This window comes from Klebsiella michiganensis, from assembly GCA_000963575.1.
GTDB classification, from domain to species: domain Bacteria; phylum Pseudomonadota; class Gammaproteobacteria; order Enterobacterales; family Enterobacteriaceae; genus Cedecea; species Cedecea michiganensis_A.
In genome coordinates, this window is sequence record CP011077.1 from 1,846,200 (window position 1) to 1,863,773 (window position 17,574).

A 17,574-nucleotide genomic window follows, 5' to 3' on the forward strand; every position below is an offset into this window, starting at 1 on the left:
TCCTTATTCGTCGGGAGTGAGTTCACCACGCAGGTTACGCGACATCGCATCACGGATTGCCTCGGCATCCAGACCCTGGCTCAGCAGGTAGTGGAGCTTGGTTAGCGTCGCTTCCACCGTCATATCAAATCCGCTGATAACGCCAGCCTGCGCCAGGGCGTTGCCGGTGGCATAGCCGCCCATGTTCACTTTGCCGGACATACACTGCGTGAGGTTAACCACCACGATGCCGCGCGCGCTGGCTTCCTGCAACTCTTTAATGAATGCGCCCTGTTGCGGGGCATTCCCCACGCCGTAAGAACGCAGGATCAGCGCTTTCACCGGCTGGCGCAGGAAGTTGCCCACGACGTCGGCAGAAATGCCGGGATAGATGGTGACCACGCCAATCGGCTGCGGCGTTATCGGGTGGACTATCAGCTCGCCTTCGCCGTGCGGGGCCGGCGGCGTGTTCAATTTACGGATGTGGATCCCGGCTTCCAGCAGCGGCGCAAGGTTAGGTGAGGCAAAGGCATCGAAGCCGTCGGCATGAGCTTTGGTGGTGCGGTTCCCGCGGTAGAGGCGGTTGTTGAAGAACAGCGTCACCTCGTTGATCGGGTAATTGGCCGCCACGTACAGCGAATTGAGCAGGTTGATTTGCCCGTCTGAACGCAGCTCCGCCAGCGGGATCTGCGAGCCCGTGACGATAACCGGTTTGCTGAGGTTCTCCAGCATGAAGGAGAGCGCCGAGGCGGTAAAGGCCATAGTGTCCGTGCCGTGCAGGATCACGAAGCCGTCGTACTCGTCGTAATGGGCCTTGATGTCGTCGGCAATGTGCTGCCAGTCTTCGGGCGTCATGTCCGAAGAGTCCATCAGCGGATCGTATTCGTGGATCGTAAAGTCCGGCATTTCAGGGCGATGGAACTCGGGCATCATCGCCAGCTGGCGCTGGAGGTGGCCGGAAACAGGAATGTAGCCGTGTTCAGAACGCTGCATCCCGATGGTACCGCCGGTGTAGGCAACGTAGATGGATTTCTTTTGCATGGGTTTGCTCGATGCTTTCGATATTTGCGGCAGAGTATAGAGAGGATGACGGAAAAAAAAAGCCCGGTTTATGGCGTCAGTCCATTAACCGGGCTTTGCTTCATTTGAGTAAATTAACGCACATCGCCGCAGGTGAGGCAGAAGGCGTACCGATTTTGCGGGTCGTTCATGGTGCCGAACTTATCATTTTGCGCTTTGACTGCCAGCGCGGCGTCCGCCAGTGGCGCAGGCAGGTAAGCCTGAATGGCCTGCGGCAGTGCGGCGCGCACCGAGCCGGTCATGGCGTTGAAGACCATGTCGGTGAAGGTTGCGTCATCCTGCCAGAACGCCAGGTGCCAGCTTTTCAGCTTAGCCAGTTCCGCGGCTTTGGCGACGGCATCGTCAAAGTCACCCAGGCTGTCCACCAGGCCGTTAGCTTTAGCGTCTTCTCCGGTCCAGACGTGGCCCTGAGCAATCTGATCGATTTGCTCCGGCGTTTTCTTACGGGAAGCGGCCACCAGGCCGATAAAGCGCTTGTAACCATTGTCGATGCTGAGCTGCATCATCTGCTGAACTTCAGGCGGCAGCTTCTTGGTTACGGCCACGTCGGCCAGCGGCGAAGTTGACACGCCGTCGGTATGCACGCCAATCGCGTCGAGGGTGTTTTCTACAGTGTTGATGACGCCGAAAATACCAATTGAGCCTGTCAGGGTGCTTGGGTTGGCAATGATGTAGTTTGCCGGGGTAGAGATCCAGTACCCGCCAGACGCCGCCATGCCGCCCATTGAAACCACGACTGGTTTCCCGGCATCACGCGCGGCAACAAGCTCTTCACGGATGGTTTCGGACGCAGTTACGCTGCCGCCAGGGCTGTTCACGCGGAAGACGATGGCTTTCACCTTCGGATCCAGGCGAGCTTCACGGATCTGCATGGCGGTAGTGTCGCCGCCGACCTGACCTGGGGTTTCTTCGCCATCCATGATCGCGCCGTTGGCGAAGATCACCGCGATGGCATCGCCCTGGTCAGACGGTTTTTTCACGTTGTAGTCGTAAATGCTGGTGTAGCTAAAGTCTTTGTTAGCTTTGCTCCAGCCGAACTGCTTAACCAGCGCTTTGTCCACGGTCGCGCTGCTTGCCAGCTCATCCACCAGTTTGTTGTCCAGCGCATATTTTGCCGTATCCCCTTCCAGCTTCTGCAGGCTATCCAGCAGCGCCTGCGCGCCAGGGAACGCCTGCTGAGCGGTGATCTGGCGGTTTGCCGCGATGGTGTTCAGATAGTTTTGCCACAGTTCGCCAATCCAGCGGCTGTCCGCGTCGCGCGCGGCAGGTGACATATCGTCGCGAATATATGGTTCAACCGCTGATTTGTAGGTACCGACGCGGAAGACGTGAGTTGAGACCTTCAGCTTATCCAGCAGGGTTTTGTAATACAGCGCGTTGGTGGCGAACCCGTGCAGGTCAACCATGCCCTGCGGCGAGAGCCAGATTTTGTTGGCAAAGCTTGCCAGGTAGTACTGACTTTGGTTGTAGCTATCGCCCATGGCATAAACCGGTTTGCCGCCGTCGCGGAACTCGCGCAGCGCTTTACCGATGTACTGCATAGAAGGCTGGTCGGCTCCGGCGAAATCTTTCAGATCCAGCACGATGCCGGTGATATTGCGGTCATCTTTCGCCTGACGAATGGCGTTGACGATGTCGAACAGGGAGTTCTCCTGCAGACGGTCAGAACTGGCGCCCACCAGCTGGCGGCCAATCACGCCCAGCTTATTGCTGACCGACGGTTTGTCCACCACCACGCCGGTGATGTCCAGCAGCAGCGCCCCGCGCGCAGGCTCCGCTGGCGTACTTTTCACCTGCATCCAGATACCGACCCCGACCAGGATCAGAAGGATCAGGAACAAGTTGAGAATAAATTCCCGAATAAAATTAAGCAGACGCCAGGTCCACTTAAAAAAGCCGCTAATAAATCGCCCAATGGTGCGCATGTTTTCTCCATAACCTTCAACAGGGGTATTACCCGCACGCCGCAATGACGCTGGCTAAAGCGGCGAAAGTAAAGGCTATCCTAAAGAGAGGGCGAGGAAATGTCAGCAGGAAATCGGGGCGGCGCTGTAACAAAAACTACGGCTGTGTTAATTTTGTGAATGAAAATCATTTAACAGACTGGGGCAATCTCCGCGCTTTGCCAGTCATTTCACGTCAGTAAGGGGCTTTTAAATGGATGCACTTGAACTTTTGATTAACCGCCGTAGCGCGTCCCGCCTGGCCGAGCCAGCTCCGGCAGGTGAAGTGCTGGAAAATATCCTGCGTGCCGGGATGCGTGCGCCTGACCACGGTACGCTCCAGCCGTGGCGCTTCATTGTTATTGAAGGGGAAGGGCGCGAGCGCTTCGCTCAACTTTTAGAAAAAGCAGCCATTGCCGCCGGCATGGACGAAAAAAGCATTGAAAAGGCGCGTACTTCTCCGTTCCGCGCCCCGCAAATTATTGCTGTAGTCGCGCATTGCGATGCTAATCACAAAGTGCCAGTGTGGGAGCAGGTGGTTTCTGCAGGTTGTGCGGTGATGGCGATGCAGATGGCGGCGGTTGCCCAGGGCTTTAACGGCATCTGGCGCAGCGGCGCATGGACTGAAAACGATCTGGTTCGCGAAGGGTTGGGCGGCCGTGAACAGGATAAAGTGGTGGGCTTCCTGTACCTCGGAACCCCGCAGTTGAAAGCATCGACGACGATCGGCGCCCCCGACACTTCAGCATTCGTATCTCGTTTCTGATTGGGTATTACCCTGCCGGGCCGCTACCCGGCAGGGACTTCACTTCTTATTTCTTCTGCTGTTTCGCAAACTCTTCTTTCGCTTTCTGCAGCTGCTGCTGGAAGGCGGCGTTAGTATGCAGCGTGGCCACTACGGCAGAGCCCACAACGCGAGCCGCATCAATGTCGCTCTGCCAGTGGTAGCCGCAGATCACCCGGCTTTGGCCCAGCTCAAATCCGCGCTTCAGGATCTCGTTCTGGCGCTGTGGGTTGATTTCCGCCAGCACCAGCGCGGTAGCCCAGCCAATTGAGGTATGCCCGGACGGGTAAGAGCCGTTTTTCGACAGCTTATCCTGCTCTTTGGTGTTACAGGTCGGTACACCGTAGAAGGCAAACGGGCGAATGCGCATGTACTTTTCTTTCGCCCCGCGCGTGGCCAGGTCCCCTGCATCCTCAATCATGTTGGTCAGCAGCTTATGCAGCTCCGGCGCTTCTTTCTCGGTAATCGGCGAACCAAACGCGCCGGAGAAAGCGTTAGCCACGCCGCCACCGCTCAGGTTGGCATCTTCTTCCGCCAGTTTGCCGCGTTCTGTCGAGCGCAGCAGGCGGCCTTTCTCATACATTGCCTGGTCATTTAAGAATGCAATGCTGCCAATTTCCGGCGGTGGTGGCAGCAGGGCCAGGCTGTCAATGGCCTGAGCGTTAGTCAGATAGTAGAGATCGGGTTTGGTGGTGGTGTCATTTCCCGGAGGTGCAAGTGCGAAGGCCGCTGAGGAGAACAGGCCGGCAATACAGAAGGCTAATACGCGTTTTTTCATTGTTATTCCTTACTTGCGTTAGTTGTCCAATTCGTTGCCAGATGGTTGTAACATTTCTGTCATATTCGAGTAAAAGAGCGTATCGGCAAAATGCGGCCTGGCTTCACAAAACAGACGTATTGCCTGCATAGTGAGCAATGGCACGCGAATTAGGACTGTCAGACTTACCACCAGAGCGTTTGAGCGCTACCATATACCCGTCATACTTCAGGCTGCGGGGGGATTGGCCGCATCGAAGTATTCAGAGTAGAAATACCTAACGACAGGAGATGTCCATGAAGCAAACCGTTCGTTTGACCCAGTACAGCCACGGCGCAGGATGCGGCTGCAAAATTTCCCCGAAAGTGCTGGAAACCATCCTGCACAGCGAGCAGGCGAAGTTTGTCGATCCGAATCTGCTGGTGGGGAACGAAACCCGCGACGATGCGGCGGTTTATGACCTGGGCAACGGCACCGGTATTATCAGCACCACTGACTTCTTCATGCCGATAGTGGACGATCCCTTCGACTTTGGCCGCATCGCGGCAACTAATGCCATCAGCGACATTTACGCGATGGGCGGTAAACCTATCATGGCGATCGCCATTCTTGGATGGCCGATCAACACCCTGGCGCCAGAAATTGCCCGTGAGGTGATTGAGGGCGGGCGATTTGTCTGCCAGCAGGCGGGGATTTCGCTGGCCGGCGGCCACTCGATTGACGCCCCTGAGCCTATTTTCGGCCTTGCGGTGACCGGCGTGGTGCCTACTGAGCGAGTGAAGAAAAACAGCTCTGCTGAAGCGGGCTGTAAGCTATTCCTGACTAAACCACTGGGCATTGGCGTGCTGACGACCGCCGAGAAAAAATCACTGCTGAAGCCGGAGCATCAGGGCCTGGCGGCAGAAACTATGTGCCAGCTCAACAAAGTCGGTGCGGAATTTGCCGACATTGCGGGGGTGACCGCGATGACCGACGTAACCGGTTTTGGCCTGCTGGGCCACCTGAGCGAAATGTGCGAAGGGGCGGGCGTCCAGGCGGAAGTCTGGTACGAGTGTGTGCCAAAACTGCCGGGCGTAGAGAGCTACATTGAGCAGGGTTGTGTGCCGGGAGGGACCTCCCGCAACTTCGCCAGTTACGGGCAACTCGTCGGCGACATGCCAGAAGCCTGGCGCAATTTGCTGTGCGATCCGCAAACCTCCGGTGGTCTGCTGCTGGCGGTGCGTGCCGACGCGGAAGCCGAAGTCTTTGCGGCCGCTGAGCGTAACGGCATTAAGCTCAGTGCTATCGGTGAACTGAAAGATGCCCGCGCTGGCCGCCCAATGATCGAGATCCGTTAATTCATGCGGCTGTTTATTGCGGAAAAACCAAGTCTTGCGCGGGCCATTGCCGACGTGCTGCCTAAGCCTCATCGTCGCGGCGATGGGTTTATTGAATGCGGCAATGGCCAGGTCGTGACCTGGTGTATTGGCCACCTGCTGGAGCAGGCGCAGCCGGATGCCTACGACGGGCGATATGCCCGCTGGAACCTCGCTGACTTACCTATTGTGCCGGAAAAATGGCAGCTTCAGCCTCGCCCGTCCGTGACTAAACAGCTCAACGCGATTAAAAAGCTGCTGGCTCAGGCAACCGAAGTGGTCCACGCGGGTGACCCCGATCGCGAAGGGCAACTGCTGGTGGACGAAGTGCTGGACTATCTGCAACTGGCCCCGGAAAAACGCCAGCAGGTGCAGCGCTGTCTGATCAACGACCTTAACCCGCAGGCCGTGGAGCGGGCGATTTCCCGTCTGCGCGCCAACAGCGAGTTTATTCCCCTTTGCGTTTCGGCGCTGGCTCGGGCCCGTGCCGACTGGCTTTACGGGATTAACATGACCCGGGCCTACACCATTCTCGGGCGTAATGCGGGCTACCAGGGCGTACTTTCCGTGGGGCGCGTACAGACGCCGGTGCTTGGTCTGGTTGTGCGCCGTGATGAAGAGATCGAAAACTTTGTCGCCAAAGATTATTTCGAAGTGAAAGCCCACATCGTAACGCCTGCCGACGAGCGTTTTGTCGCAGTTTGGCAGCCAAGCGAATCCTGCGAACCGCATCAGGACGAAGAAGGGCGGTTATTGAACCGCAAGCTGGCGGAGCACGTCGTGGCGAGGATCGCCGGGCACCCGGCGCTAGTCACCGCCTATAACGATAAACGGGAATCAGAAACTGCGCCGCTGCCGTTTTCGCTCTCGAGCCTGCAAATTGAAGCGGCGAAACGCTTTGGGCTCAGCGCCCAGAATGTGCTGGATATCTGCCAGAAGCTATACGAAACCCATAAGCTGATCACTTACCCGCGTTCCGACTGTCGCTACCTGCCCGAAGAACACTTTGCCGGGCGGCATGCAGTAATGAATGCCATCGGCGTACACCAGCCGGATTTGCTGCCGCAGCCTGCGGTGGATGCCGACCTGCGCAACCGTTGCTGGGATGATAAAAAAGTGGATGCCCACCACGCGATTATTCCGACCGCGCGCAGCTCTGCAATCTCATTGAGTGAAAATGAGGCTAAAGTTTATGGCCTGATCGCCCGTCAATACTTAATGCAGTTCTGTGCCGACGCCGTATTCCGCAAATGCACCATCGATCTGGATATCGCCGGAGGCAAGTTTATTGCCAAAGCGCGATTCCTTGCGGAGGCGGGCTGGCGGGCGCTGCTGGGCAGTAAAGAGCGCGACGAAGAGAACGACGGCACGCCGCTGCCGGTGGTGGCGAAAGGGGACGAGCTGCTGTGTGAGCATGGCGAAGTGGTTGAACGGCAAACTCAGCCGCCGCGCCACTTTACCGATGCGACGCTGCTGTCTGCGATGACCGGGATTGCGCGCTTTGTGCAGGATAAAGATCTGAAAAAGATCCTGCGTGCGACAGACGGACTGGGCACCGAGGCGACAAGAGCCGGGATCATCGAACTGTTATTCAAACGCGCTTTCCTGGTCAAGAAAGGGCGCTATATTCATTCTACGGAAGCCGGGCGGGCGCTGATCCACTCGCTGCCGGAGCTGGCCGCCAGGCCGGACATGACCGCGCACTGGGAGTCAACGCTGACGCAAATCAGCGAAAAGCAGTGCAGATATCAGGACTTTATGCAGCCGCTGGTGCAAACGCTTTATGACCTGATTCACCAGGCGCGAACCACCCCGGTGCGCCATGCATTTAAGGGCATCAAAGCCCAGGATGACGGAAAAAAAGCAAAACGTTGGGCCAAAAAAGAGGGAAGTGATGATGCCAGTAAAAAGCCTGCTCGCCGCCGCCGCGGTGCTAATGATGAGTCTGCCAGCGATGGCGGTGCAGCACCGTCAGCCTGACGTTGACGTGATGGTGCCGCCGGAAGTGTTTACCAACAGCAATCAGCCGCAGACGCCACCCTGTAACCAGTGCTGTGTTTATGAAAACAAAAACTATTCCGAAGGGGCGGTGGTAAAAACGGAAGGTATTTTGCTGCAGTGCCAGCGCGATGACAAAGTTTTAGGGACTAATCCGCTGGTCTGGCGTCGCGTGAAGCCATAAACGCGTTAAGCAGCGGGATATCCGCCGGGGCGAGGGCATAATCAAACGCTGCCGGCGGGTCACACCAAACCAGCTCGCTGTGGCAATGGGCGGTAGGTTCACCGCTAAAGGTTCCAACATGCCAGGCGTGGAGATGAATCATTCTCCCGGTGACTTCGCGACGATGGCTGGCCACGTAGTCGCCGATTTGCGCCGTAATCCCCAGCTCTTCCAGTAACTCCCTCGCAAGCGCTGCGGGCTGTGTTTCTCCCGCTTCGACTTTCCCGCCCGGAAATTCCCACAGACCGGGCTGATCGCCATTTTCAGGGCGGCGGGCGAGCAGAATTTTTCCTTCGCTCTCGATAATAGCCGCGACAACATCAAAGTTTTTTAACATGGGTGTCCATTCTTCGTGGGGCTGGCGTGGCATAATACCCGCCATGAGATGTCAGCAAAAGAGTGACTGAAGCATGGAAACGAAAAGCACGCCCTGGATTGCCCCCCTGAAAACGCTGCCCCGGAGCCTGCGCCCGATCGTGGCGATGCAGGAGAAGCATTTTGGCTCGGTGCTAAACCCGACCCGCTGGTGGGGGCGGTTACCTTATTTATTCTGGCTGGTTGCGCTGTTCGTTGGTTTTCTGGAAAGACGTCGGGCAAAAATAGACCCGGTGACCCGCTCGCTGGTCATGACCCGCGTGTCACAGCAGTGTAGCTGCGAGTTTTGTATCGACGCCAACAGCCTGCGCCTCGCGGAACGCAGCCAGTCGATGGATAAGGTGCTGGCGGTGGCTAACTGGCAAAATGAGCCTGTGTTTAGCGAGAAAGAGCGGGCCGCGCTGGCCTACGCCGAGGCGATGACCGCCACGCCGCCGCAGGTAAGCGACGAACTCACGCGGACGCTCAGGCAGCATTTCAACGACCAGGCGGTGACCGAGCTAACCGCGCTGATCGCCTTTCAGAATCTTTCGGCTCGCTTTAACGCTGCGCTGGATATCCCCTCCCAGGGATTATGCCCGACCAGGGGAAACCATTAGATGTTCGACAGTTTTCTGCATCCCCGGATTAAACCTGCGCTCAATCTTATGGCCGCCGGGCTGGATAAGCCTGCCATCACGCCGGATCGTTTGACGCTGGCAGGGTTCTTCACTGGCGTGTTGGTTTTACCTTTTCTGGCGCTGCAGTGGTATGTCCCGGCGCTGGTCGCCATCATGTTTAACCGGCTGCTTGATGGTCTGGACGGCGCGCTGGCGAGACGAAGAGGGTTAACCGACGCCGGTGGTTTCCTCGATATTACGCTGGACTTTCTGTTTTATGCTCTTGTGCCGTTTGGCTTTATTCTCGCGGACCCGGTGCAAAACGGGCTGGCCGGCGCGTGGCTGCTGTTTTCATTCATCGGCACCGGCAGCAGTTTTTTGGCGTTCGCTGCGCTGGCGCAGAAGCACGATATCGCCAATCCGGGCTACGCCCATAAGTCGTTTTATTATTTGGGGGGGCTGACGGAGGGCACTGAAACCATCCTGCTGTTTGTGCTGGGCTGCCTGTTTCCGGGCTGGTTTGCCTGGCTGGCGTGGATTTTCGGCGGGCTGTGCTGGCTGACCACGTTCAACCGCGTCTGGGGCGGGTATAAGACGTTAAAACGGCAGGATAAATCCTCAGATTGAAACCCCTCAACCTAAGAGGCGAAGGGCATGTTATTTATCCCCTCTCCCCTTTGGGGAGAGGGTCAGGGTGAGGGGCGCAATGCCCAAATCAGCATCAGTTCGGTTTACGCTCGCCGCTAACGACAGGGTTCTTAGGATCCGCGCTCCATTCGTACCAGCCGCCGTCATACAGGCCGACGTTTTTCCAGCCCATCGCCCGCGCATACATCAAGGTTTCTGACGCGCGCCAGCCGGTGCCGCAGTAGAAGGCAACGTGCTGATCCGGCATGATATTCCAGTTTTTCCACATCGCGGCGATATCGTCCCCGGCCCGCATGGTGCCGTCCGGGTTATGGAAATCTTCCATATGCGTGGAGTCAGAGCCAGCGTGCCCCCAGCGGGCGCCCGCAATATCGCCTTTTGGCTTGATGTAGCTATACCCGCTGGTGGTGCCGATAAATTCAGGCCAGGAACGAACGCTAACCAAAGAAGCATCTTTGCGGTGCAGCAGCGCCCGGGCCTGTGCCATATCCAGCATCAGCTGAGGCTGGCCTGGAATTGGGGCCCCGAAATCGGAGGCTGGCGTCGGCTGGGCGGGCAGGCCACGTTCCACGGGCAGATCCGCCGCGTTCCACGTCGTCCACCCGCCGTCCAACAGGCGCACATCTTTCACGCCGGCGTACAGCATAATTGCCGCTACGCGCGCCGCGGCGTAGACATCACGGCCATACATAATGACGGTTGTATCGTGCCGGATGCCGTGTTTCGCCAGCATGGCTTTCAGCTTGTCGTCAGATACCTTGTTCCACAGCGGCTCGCTCTCCACCTCTTCGGTGTTGATGTAGCCCGCCCCAGGAATATGGCTGAGCAGGTATTTTTTCGGTGCCCCCCAGCCCGCCTCAATGACTTTCCACTCCCCGGCAGGGGCGGCAGTGACCGGTTTTTTATTCTGTAAATCATCGATCCACTGCGGGTACACCAGCTGCTCAAAGTGCGCCAGTTTTTGCAGCCGGGCAGGATCCTGCAGCGCATCCGTCAGCATTGAAATCCGCGTAAAGCCCAGCTTTTCAAAACGGGCTTTAACGGCCTGAGCGTGTTCGCCATACAGCGCCATCAATCCGGTTTTATTCAACTGGTGCTGCTTCGCCCACGTCGAAAGCTGCTCGTCACTCATTAGCGCCAGCCAGGAGGCGGAAAGGTTGAGTGCGGCCGGTTCGTGGCCGCCAGTACCCTGTAAAGTCTGCGGCCAGCCGTTATAAAACGCGCTCGGGCGAGTATCAATCACGGCGCCGTGTTCGGCTTTTACGCTGGAGAGGTTCATTTCAGTAGGCATCTGGGCAGCAAAGGCGACATGGGACAGCCCGGCAAGCAGCAGGGCGGTGGTTAGCTGAGAAACACGTTTCATCTAATAACCTGAAGGATAGCAAAAGAGCCGCCAGTTTAGTCCCCGCCTCAGTGGGCTTCTTTGCGATATCTCATGTTCGCTGGGCTAAAGCCGGATAACCTGTCCCCCGGGGGGAATATCTTGCTCATCGTGGGTGACCAGGACCACCGGCAGCCTGAGCATTTTTGCTTTTTGCCAGACAAATTCCCGGAAGCCTTCGCGCAGCGGCAGGTCGAGCCGGGAAAAGGGTTCATCCAGGAGCAAAGCTTCAGGCTCAGCCAGCACGGCGCGAAGGACGCTGACGCGCGCTCGTTCTCCGCCGGAAAGCGTCGCTGGATCTCTGTGGGCACAGTTTGCCAGCCCGGCACTTTCCAGCGCTTCCGTGATAAGACGCTGCCGCCGGGAACGGCCCACGACAGAGGCCGGCATCGCCATTAGCAAGTTTTGCCCGACGTTAAGGTGGGGAAAGAGCAGCGCATCCTGGAACAGAATGCCGATGCGGCGTTGTTCGACGGGCAGAGACGTTAGGCTGCGCTGGTTAAGCTGCAGCGTGCCATGGGCGCTGAATTCCGGGGGTAAATCACCGATCATCCAGTGCAGGAACGTCGATTTACCCGCGCCGGACGGCCCCATCAGCGTAACCACCTCACCCGCTGCCACATCAAAACTGATATCCATCAACAACGGTTCGCCGTCGCGTAGCAGGGCGCAATTTCGCACGCTGAGCATTAACGTAATCCTTTTCTGTGGGTGCCAGCCAGTCGGCTAACGGAGATTGTGGCGATAAATATGGCCATCGGCAGCAGCATTTGCAGCAGCGCCTGTATGGCAAACTGTTGCGGATCGCCGCCGCTGCTTAGCGCTACGGCTTCCGTAGTGACGCTGGCAAACCGGCCGGCTCCGGCATAAAGCGTGGGCAAATATTGCGCGATACTGACGGAAAAACCAACGGCCAGCGCCGCCAGTAAAGGACGGACAAGCTGCGGGGCCTGGATGCGGCAGAGAATTTTTCCCGGCGACCAGCCGAACGTTCGCGCCGTCAGCACCTGGCGAGAGTCGATGCGCTGCCAGGCCGGGGCCAGGATCAACAGCGTGTAAGGCACGACCCAAAGAAGATGGCTCCAGATAAGCGCGGCCCAGGTTCCGGCCTGGTTCAGCCTGAGCAAGAGTTGATACTGTCCGGCGGCGAGCGGCAGGGCAGGCAGCAGCAGGGGCAGATACAGCCAGCGATCGTACCGGCGCGAGCAGCCTTTGAGCCACAATACTGTCACGATTAACGCAAGAAACGCGCTGATAAGCCCGGCCACAAAACTTGTCCACAGGGGCGCCAGTTCAGCCTGCCGCCAGCCGCTAAGCGTCAAGCTTTCAGGAAATCGTGCCGGATAGAACCAACCTTCAGCGAAGGACCAGAGTGCGAGTATCAGGCTAGTCGCGAGAGCAAACAGTGAAAGAAGCCGGCCTACTCCAGCGCCAACAAAGGTGATGCTCAACGGATAGCGTTTTCCTGAAAATTGCGTGGTGAACGGCTGGAACAGTGCCCAGACCAGTCGCCCGAAAATAACAAACCCACCGAGCAAAAGCAGCAGCACACAGGATACCGCCAGCCCCATGTTCTGCCGGGGGATATCGCTGTCCGTTAGCCATTGCCAGGCCAGAACGGCAAGCGTAGGCGGATTCGCTGGGCCGAGAATAAGCGCGGCATCCACAGCGGAAAGGCTATATGCCGTCACTACCACTAAAGCCCAGCCCAGGCGCGGCAAAAGCTGCGGCACAAGCACAAGGAGGCGGGATTGCCACTCACCGTAGCCAAGCGTCCCGGCAAGCGTGATCTGCCGGCTCAGCCGATCGTTTTGCAGCTGCGCCGCTGAGAACCACAGTAAGAACCAGGCTTCTTTTAGCGCCAGCATCATGCCGAGGGCTACGCCGTAGTTATCCGGCGGGAGTGAGAGATGGAGTAGCCGAGCCAGCCAGCCGCTGTCTGAAAACAGAAAGAAAAAGCCGCTGGCAAGGGCGACGTGCGGCAAGGCCAGCAATAGCGGTAGACGCTGAAGATAGCGCTGCCAGCGCTCGCCGGGAAACAGACCGCAGAGGATGACCAACGTCAGCAGCAGCGCGCCGCCCACGCTGAGCGCGGTTGAGACCAGCGTGGCGATTAAGGCCTCTGGCCACTGCGGATCCTGCCAGAGGGCAAGCCAGGCGTCGCCTTTTACTAAAGGTGGCACCATCAGAGCAAGTCCCGGTAGCACCGGCATAAATACCAGCCCTGTTGCCAGCCCGCCGGCAAAGGTAAAACTGCGGCTCATCGCGATCCGTAGCGCTTAAGCCAGGCTTGTTCCAGCGCGCTGACCCAGGCGGCATGAGGTTCAGCCAGGAAAGGAACCTGATGCTGGCTTTTGGGTGCCAGAGCCTCAAGCTGTGCTTTTTGCGGCAGCGGGAGTGCATTGCTGCTCAGCACGCTTGCGTCTCCCCAGACCGCCGGATCGGCTTTGCGGATTTGCGCCGCCGGGGACATCAGAAAATTAGCCACGACCTGTGCTCCGGCTTTGGCACTACTGTTCGCCGGGATAGCGACGAAATGCACGTTGCCCAGCATGCCTGCGCTGAAGCCAAAGGACTCAGCCGTCGGCTGAAGCTGGCGGCGCGCAATCAGGTTGTCGACGTGCGCCGGATTGAAGGTCATCGACAGCAATAGTTCGCCATCGGCCAGCATACGATCCATGCGCGCCGGCGTTGGCGGGAAGGTTTTACCTTTTTGCCAGAGGAACGGGTGAAGCTGGTCAAGATAGCGCCAGAGCGGGGCGGTGACTTGTTCAAAAGTCGCGGACTCAGGCGCCGTTTTCAGCGCGGCTGGCTGTTTGGTCAAGACCATCAACAGCTGCTCAAGGAACGCCGTGCCGGTAAAGTCGGGCGGACGCGGGTAGCTGAGTTTGCCGGGGTGGGCCTCGGCGAAGGCCAGCAGTCGCTCGGCATTTGGCGGGAAGTTGGGCGTGCGTTGCTTATCGCCGATAAACATCAGCTGCGCGCTTCCCCAGGGCGCTTCAGCCCCGTCTACCGGCACAGAGAAATCCTCCCGCACAGGTTTTTTCACATCAACATAGCGCCAGTTTGGCAGTTTTTCCGCCCAGCTTTCGTGGAGTAAGCCTGCCTGCTTGAGTTCGCTAAAATTTTCGCCATTAACCCAAAGCAGGTCTACCGACCCGCCGGATTTTCTGCCCGCTGCAGCTTCGCTTTGAATACGCCTCACCGCATCGGCCGCGTCCGCCAGCTTCACGAGTTTAAGCGTCACGCCGTAGTGCGTCTTTACCTCACGGCTTACCCAGTCCAGGTAGCTGTTAACCGCGGGATCTCCGCCCCAGGCGTTGAAATAAACCGTCTGGCCGTTGGCCTGCTGGCGGATGGACTGCCAGCTTTGAGGCTGTGCGATAGCGCTATGGCCGACCAGTGTCAGGGTAAGCATCAGCGCCCGAATGCCGGGTATTAAACGTTGCAAGAGTAAGTCCTTAGCGCGTTATGGCGTTGTTCGTCTGGCCAGCCAGCGCGTGGCCAGCGGCAATAGCCCTGACAGGGCAAACATCAGCATCATGCCGGGGGAGAGAATATCGCCCAGGCTTTGCAGCTGGCTCAGCTGCCTGCCGGTGTTAATGTAGACCACGATCGCGGGTAGCATGCCGAGCAGGCTGATAGTGGCATAGCGGGCCACGCCCATTGACGTCAGACCCATTAATAAATTCACCAGCACAAAAGGGAATACCGGGGCGAGCCGCAGGGCAAAGAGGTAATGGCCGCCGTCGCGCTGTATGCCCTGATTTACTTTTTCCATCATGCGAGAGAAGCGGCGCTGCACCCAATCCCGCAGCAGATAACGGCTGATTAGCATCGCGGCGGTTGCGCCAGCGGTGGCGGCCAGGGTGACCAGCACTGTGCCTGGCCCTGGACCAAAGATAGCCCCTCCCAGCAGCGTTAGCAGGGTGGCCCCAGGTATGGAAAGGGCGGCGGTAAGAAAGTAGCAGCAAAAAAATACCGCAGCCGCCAGGACTGGGTGCTGAGCATGCCAGTCCGCGAACTCAGCCTGAGAGTGCTGCAGCGCCGACAGGCTTATCGTGCCCGGAGGGAGCAGGGAGAGAAACAGCCCCGTCATAACGACCAGCAGCGCAAAGATAATCTTACGCACTCCCGCCCCTTTTGCTTTGCACATCCATCTTCATTCCGCGCCCGCAGCCGTAAAGGCGGGGAGTATAGCGGAGTGGGGGTGACAGTGAGCTTGAGCCAGGTCATGAAGCGGATACAGACTTATACATTTTGGCCCGGCGGAGAACATATTGCAGATACATAGCGGCGGTTAAATGGCGGCTCTTCTTACCTACCATTGAGGAATTACGATGTCCAGCAAACTTGAGAAAGTGCTTTATACCGCCCATACCACCACCGTCGGCGCTCGAAGTGGGCACGGGCGCTCGGATGACGGCAGCCTGGACGTGCAGCTCAGTACGCCGGGATCTGGCAAACCAGGTACGAATCCGGAACAACTTTTTGCCGTCGGTTACTCCGCCTGTTTTATGGGGGCGATTGGGCTGGCGGGGAAAAAACTGGCTATCCGCATTCCGGAGGAAACCGCCGTGGATGCCAGCGTTTCGCTGGGGAAAGTCGATGCAGACAGCCACTTTGCGTTGGCGGTTACGCTTAACGTCAGGCTACCGGGGCTGAGCGAAGTCCAGCGGGAAACGCTGCTGGCAACCGCCCACGCGACGTGCCCCTATTCGCGAGCGATTACCGGTAACGTTGAAGTAACACTGCTTTCGCAGGGGTAGCGGCCAGGCGCCTTCGCGAGCCGGAGGCGTTTAATTTTTTAAGCGGGTTCTTTTTATCAGCCAGTGGGAGACGATGGGCAGCAGGCCAATCAGCGCAAACAACAGCAGCATGGTCGGGGAAATAATGTCCCGCAGGCTTTCTATCTGACTCAGCTGGCGGCCAGTGCTGATGTACAGCACGATAGAAGGTAGCAGGCCCAGCATCGTGACCACCGCAAAACGAACGGCGGAAATCGGCGTCAGCCCCATCAGCAGGTTGATGATGGAAAAGGGGAGAACCGGCACGAGGCGCAGGGCAAACAGGCAGTGCGTGATATTGTGCTTAAGGCTGGCGTTGATCTTCGCCATAGTGCTGGAAAACCGTCGTTGCACCCAGTCATGCAACAAGTAACGGCTCAGAAGCATGGCCACGGTTGCGCCGCTGGCGGCCGCCGTGGCAACCAGCACTGTGCCTTCAATCAGACCAAACAGCGCGCCGCCCATCAACGTCATAATGCGTGTGCCGGGGATGGAAAGGGCGGAAATAAGGAAATAGCCGAGGAAGAAGGCGCCCATCATCAGCGCCGGACGTTCGGCATGCCAGAGAGTAAGCTGAGCGTGATATTTCTGCAGCGTCGCCAGGCTAAGGGTGCCCGGCGGTAGCAGGATTAACAGCGAGATAACCAGGGTAGCCAGCAGCAAAAACAGGGTTTTACGCATTCTGTTAGCGCCTCGTCAGGGGGAAAAAACGGCATCTCGCTGTCCTTGTCTGCAGATGTATCGACCTTCAGTATTTCCCTTACAGCTTAAACTGTGCCCAAACAGGGGCGTGGTCGGACGGTTTTTCCATGCCGCGAATATCGTAGTCGATCCCCGTTGCCACGCAGTGCGGCGCCAGCCCCTGGCTTGCCAGCAGCAGGTCTATACGCAGGCCGCGGTTATCGTCGAAGCCTTTTGAGCGGTAGTCGAACCAGGAGAATTTATCCTGCGCTTCCGGGTTAGCGTGGCGGTATGTATCCACCAGGCCCCAGCCGAGCAGCCGAGCCATCCATTCGCGCTCTTCCGGCAGGAACGAGCATTTCCCGGTGCGCAGCCAGCGCTTACGGCTATCTTCACCAATACCGATGTCGAGATCCGTCGGGCTGATATTCATATCACCCATGATCAGCACCGGGTTTTCCGGGCGCAGCTCGCTTTGCAGGAAGTTCTGCAGGTCCTGGTAAAACTTGGTCTTTGCCGGGAACTTGGTTTCATGATCGCGGCTTTCGCCCTGCGGGAAGTAGCCGTTGATCACCGTGAGGTTGCCAAACTCTGACGGAATTTCCGCCATAATGATGCGGCGCTGGGCCTCTTCATCGTCGGTCGGAAAACCTTTCCGCACCGCGATCGGCTTCTCTTTGGTCAGCAGCGCCACGCCGTAGTGGCCTTTCTGCCCGTGATAAAACACGTGATAGCCAAGTTTCTCCACGTCTTCCAGCGGGAACATATCGTCATGCACTTTGGTTTCCTGCAGACCGATAACGTCCGGCTGATGCTGCTCTACGATGGCTTCCAGCTGATGAGGACGGGCGCGCAGGCCGTTGATATTAAAAGAGACAAATTTCATAGTCGCTGCCAGGTTGTCAGGTTAATTGTTGCAGGATGGTAGCAGAAAACGGCGCGGGTTGCTGCGCTGAAGCTAATCGCTGCCATAGGCGCGTCCGG

18 protein-coding genes are annotated in these 17,574 nt (G+C 58.0%); 7 read left to right on the forward strand and 11 right to left on the reverse strand.

The features are described 5' to 3' along the window. Window positions 1-3: 3 nt before the first annotated feature. Both ansA and VW41_08780 read right to left on the reverse strand, forming a co-directional pair. The gene (ansA, locus tag VW41_08775) at window positions 4-1,020 is read right to left on the reverse strand and encodes a cytoplasmic asparaginase I (protein AJZ89119.1); all 1,017 of its coding nucleotides are present in this window, start codon (window positions 1,018-1,020) and stop codon (window positions 4-6) included. 113 nt (window positions 1,021-1,133) lie between these two features. After that, entirely contained in the window at window positions 1,134-2,984 is a 1,851-nt protein-coding gene (locus VW41_08780; protein AJZ89120.1) for a protease 4, read from the reverse strand. Between the two features lie 232 nt (window positions 2,985-3,216). Between VW41_08780 and VW41_08785 the strand changes: the two genes are divergently transcribed. Further along, window positions 3,217-3,768: an oxidoreductase gene (locus VW41_08785; protein AJZ89121.1), complete on the forward strand. Its 552-nt coding sequence runs from the start codon at window positions 3,217-3,219 to the stop codon at window positions 3,766-3,768. 46 nt (window positions 3,769-3,814) lie between these two features. Here VW41_08785 and VW41_08790 read toward each other — a convergent pair whose 3' ends face one another. Then, complete coding sequence (locus VW41_08790) at window positions 3,815-4,564, reverse strand: acid phosphatase (GenBank protein AJZ89122.1); 750 nt, start codon at window positions 4,562-4,564, stop codon at window positions 3,815-3,817. A 269-nt stretch (window positions 4,565-4,833) separates the two neighbouring features. Between VW41_08790 and VW41_08795 the strand changes: the two genes are divergently transcribed. From VW41_08795 to VW41_08805, 3 genes are read left to right on the forward strand one after another with little or no spacing between them, the layout of a single operon-like run. Then, complete coding sequence (locus tag VW41_08795) at window positions 4,834-5,880, forward strand: selenophosphate synthetase (protein ID AJZ89123.1); 1,047 nt, start codon at window positions 4,834-4,836, stop codon at window positions 5,878-5,880. 3 nt (window positions 5,881-5,883) lie between these two features. After that, entirely contained in the window at window positions 5,884-7,878 is a 1,995-nt protein-coding gene (locus tag VW41_08800; protein ID AJZ89124.1) for a DNA topoisomerase III, read from the forward strand. Further along, on the forward strand, window positions 7,796-8,080 hold the full coding sequence (locus VW41_08805; protein AJZ89125.1) for a hypothetical protein: 285 nt from the start codon (window positions 7,796-7,798) through the stop codon (window positions 8,078-8,080). Before VW41_08800 ends, VW41_08805 begins: the two co-directional genes overlap by 83 nt. On the opposite strand, the gene VW41_08810 is transcribed toward VW41_08805, so the two are convergent. Continuing rightward, entirely contained in the window at window positions 8,046-8,456 is a 411-nt protein-coding gene (locus tag VW41_08810; protein ID AJZ89126.1) for a pyrimidine (deoxy)nucleoside triphosphate pyrophosphohydrolase, read from the reverse strand. The two genes, VW41_08805 and VW41_08810, sit on opposite strands and share 35 nt — an antisense overlap. A 73-nt stretch (window positions 8,457-8,529) precedes the next feature. On the opposite strand from VW41_08810, the gene VW41_08815 reads away from it, so the two are divergent. Next, window positions 8,530-9,093 carry a hypothetical protein gene (locus VW41_08815; protein ID AJZ89127.1) on the forward strand — a complete coding sequence of 188 codons (564 nt, stop codon included), beginning with the start codon at window positions 8,530-8,532 and terminating at the stop codon, window positions 9,091-9,093. Then, window positions 9,094-9,720, forward strand: a complete 627-nt coding sequence (locus VW41_08820) for a membrane protein (GenBank protein ID AJZ89128.1) — start codon at window positions 9,094-9,096, stop codon at window positions 9,718-9,720. It begins immediately after the preceding gene. A gap of 94 nt (window positions 9,721-9,814) precedes the next feature. On the opposite strand, the gene VW41_08825 is transcribed toward VW41_08820, so the two are convergent. From VW41_08825 to VW41_08845, 5 genes are all read right to left on the reverse strand, one after another. After that, complete coding sequence (locus tag VW41_08825) at window positions 9,815-11,104, reverse strand: thiosulfate sulfurtransferase (protein AJZ89129.1); 1,290 nt, start codon at window positions 11,102-11,104, stop codon at window positions 9,815-9,817. An 84-nt stretch (window positions 11,105-11,188) separates the two neighbouring features. Further along, complete coding sequence (locus VW41_08830; GenBank protein ID AJZ89130.1) at window positions 11,189-11,812, reverse strand: ABC transporter ATP-binding protein; 624 nt, start codon at window positions 11,810-11,812, stop codon at window positions 11,189-11,191. After that, entirely contained in the window at window positions 11,812-13,386 is a 1,575-nt protein-coding gene (locus VW41_08835; protein AJZ89131.1) for an ABC transporter permease, read from the reverse strand. Before VW41_08835 ends, VW41_08830 begins: the two co-directional genes overlap by 1 nt. Further along, entirely contained in the window at window positions 13,383-14,540 is a 1,158-nt protein-coding gene (locus VW41_08840; protein ID AJZ91910.1) for a hypothetical protein, read from the reverse strand. Before VW41_08840 ends, VW41_08835 begins: the two co-directional genes overlap by 4 nt. Window positions 14,541-14,591: 51 nt before the next feature. Continuing rightward, the gene (locus tag VW41_08845; protein ID AJZ89132.1) at window positions 14,592-15,278 is read right to left on the reverse strand and encodes a pyridine nucleotide-disulfide oxidoreductase; all 687 of its coding nucleotides are present in this window, start codon (window positions 15,276-15,278) and stop codon (window positions 14,592-14,594) included. Between the two features lie 184 nt (window positions 15,279-15,462). Between VW41_08845 and VW41_08850 the strand changes: the two genes are divergently transcribed. After that, window positions 15,463-15,891 carry a peroxiredoxin gene (locus VW41_08850; GenBank protein AJZ89133.1) on the forward strand — a complete coding sequence of 143 codons (429 nt, stop codon included), beginning with the start codon at window positions 15,463-15,465 and terminating at the stop codon, window positions 15,889-15,891. Window positions 15,892-15,921: 30 nt separating this feature from the next. Here the strand turns inward: VW41_08850 and VW41_08855 are convergent, their stop codons facing one another. Beyond that, window positions 15,922-16,590 carry a pyridine nucleotide-disulfide oxidoreductase gene (locus VW41_08855; GenBank protein AJZ89134.1) on the reverse strand — a complete coding sequence of 223 codons (669 nt, stop codon included), beginning with the start codon at window positions 16,588-16,590 and terminating at the stop codon, window positions 15,922-15,924. Window positions 16,591-16,669: 79 nt separating this feature from the next. Next, on the reverse strand, window positions 16,670-17,476 hold the full coding sequence (locus tag VW41_08860) for an exodeoxyribonuclease III (protein ID AJZ89135.1): 807 nt from the start codon (window positions 17,474-17,476) through the stop codon (window positions 16,670-16,672). Window positions 17,477-17,574: the final 98 nt, after the last annotated feature.

Bases quoted from the DNA above. Each gene is read 5' to 3' on its own strand.
- ansA (AJZ89119.1), bottom strand. From the start codon at position 1,020: ATGCAAAAGAAATCCATCTACGTTGCCTACACCGGCGGTACCATCGGG.
- VW41_08780 (AJZ89120.1), bottom strand. From the start codon at position 2,984: ATGCGCACCATTGGGCGATTTATTAGCGGCTTTTTTAAGTGGACCTGG.
- VW41_08785 (AJZ89121.1), top strand. From the start codon at position 3,217: ATGGATGCACTTGAACTTTTGATTAACCGCCGTAGCGCGTCCCGCCTG.
- VW41_08790 (AJZ89122.1), bottom strand. From the start codon at position 4,564: ATGAAAAAACGCGTATTAGCCTTCTGTATTGCCGGCCTGTTCTCCTCA.
- VW41_08795 (AJZ89123.1), top strand. From the start codon at position 4,834: ATGTCCATGAAGCAAACCGTTCGTTTGACCCAGTACAGCCACGGCGCA.
- VW41_08800 (AJZ89124.1), top strand. From the start codon at position 5,884: ATGCGGCTGTTTATTGCGGAAAAACCAAGTCTTGCGCGGGCCATTGCC.
- VW41_08805 (AJZ89125.1), top strand. From the start codon at position 7,796: ATGCCAGTAAAAAGCCTGCTCGCCGCCGCCGCGGTGCTAATGATGAGT.
- VW41_08810 (AJZ89126.1), bottom strand. From the start codon at position 8,456: ATGTTAAAAAACTTTGATGTTGTCGCGGCTATTATCGAGAGCGAAGGA.
- VW41_08815 (AJZ89127.1), top strand. From the start codon at position 8,530: ATGGAAACGAAAAGCACGCCCTGGATTGCCCCCCTGAAAACGCTGCCC.
- VW41_08820 (AJZ89128.1), top strand. From the start codon at position 9,094: ATGTTCGACAGTTTTCTGCATCCCCGGATTAAACCTGCGCTCAATCTT.
- VW41_08825 (AJZ89129.1), bottom strand. From the start codon at position 11,104: ATGAAACGTGTTTCTCAGCTAACCACCGCCCTGCTGCTTGCCGGGCTG.
- VW41_08830 (AJZ89130.1), bottom strand. From the start codon at position 11,812: ATGCTCAGCGTGCGAAATTGCGCCCTGCTACGCGACGGCGAACCGTTG.
- VW41_08835 (AJZ89131.1), bottom strand. From the start codon at position 13,386: ATGAGCCGCAGTTTTACCTTTGCCGGCGGGCTGGCAACAGGGCTGGTA.
- VW41_08840 (AJZ91910.1), bottom strand. From the start codon at position 14,540: ATGCTTACCCTGACACTGGTCGGCCATAGCGCTATCGCACAGCCTCAA.
- VW41_08845 (AJZ89132.1), bottom strand. From the start codon at position 15,278: ATGTGCAAAGCAAAAGGGGCGGGAGTGCGTAAGATTATCTTTGCGCTG.
- VW41_08850 (AJZ89133.1), top strand. From the start codon at position 15,463: ATGTCCAGCAAACTTGAGAAAGTGCTTTATACCGCCCATACCACCACC.
- VW41_08855 (AJZ89134.1), bottom strand. From the start codon at position 16,590: ATGCGTAAAACCCTGTTTTTGCTGCTGGCTACCCTGGTTATCTCGCTG.
- VW41_08860 (AJZ89135.1), bottom strand. From the start codon at position 17,476: ATGAAATTTGTCTCTTTTAATATCAACGGCCTGCGCGCCCGTCCTCAT.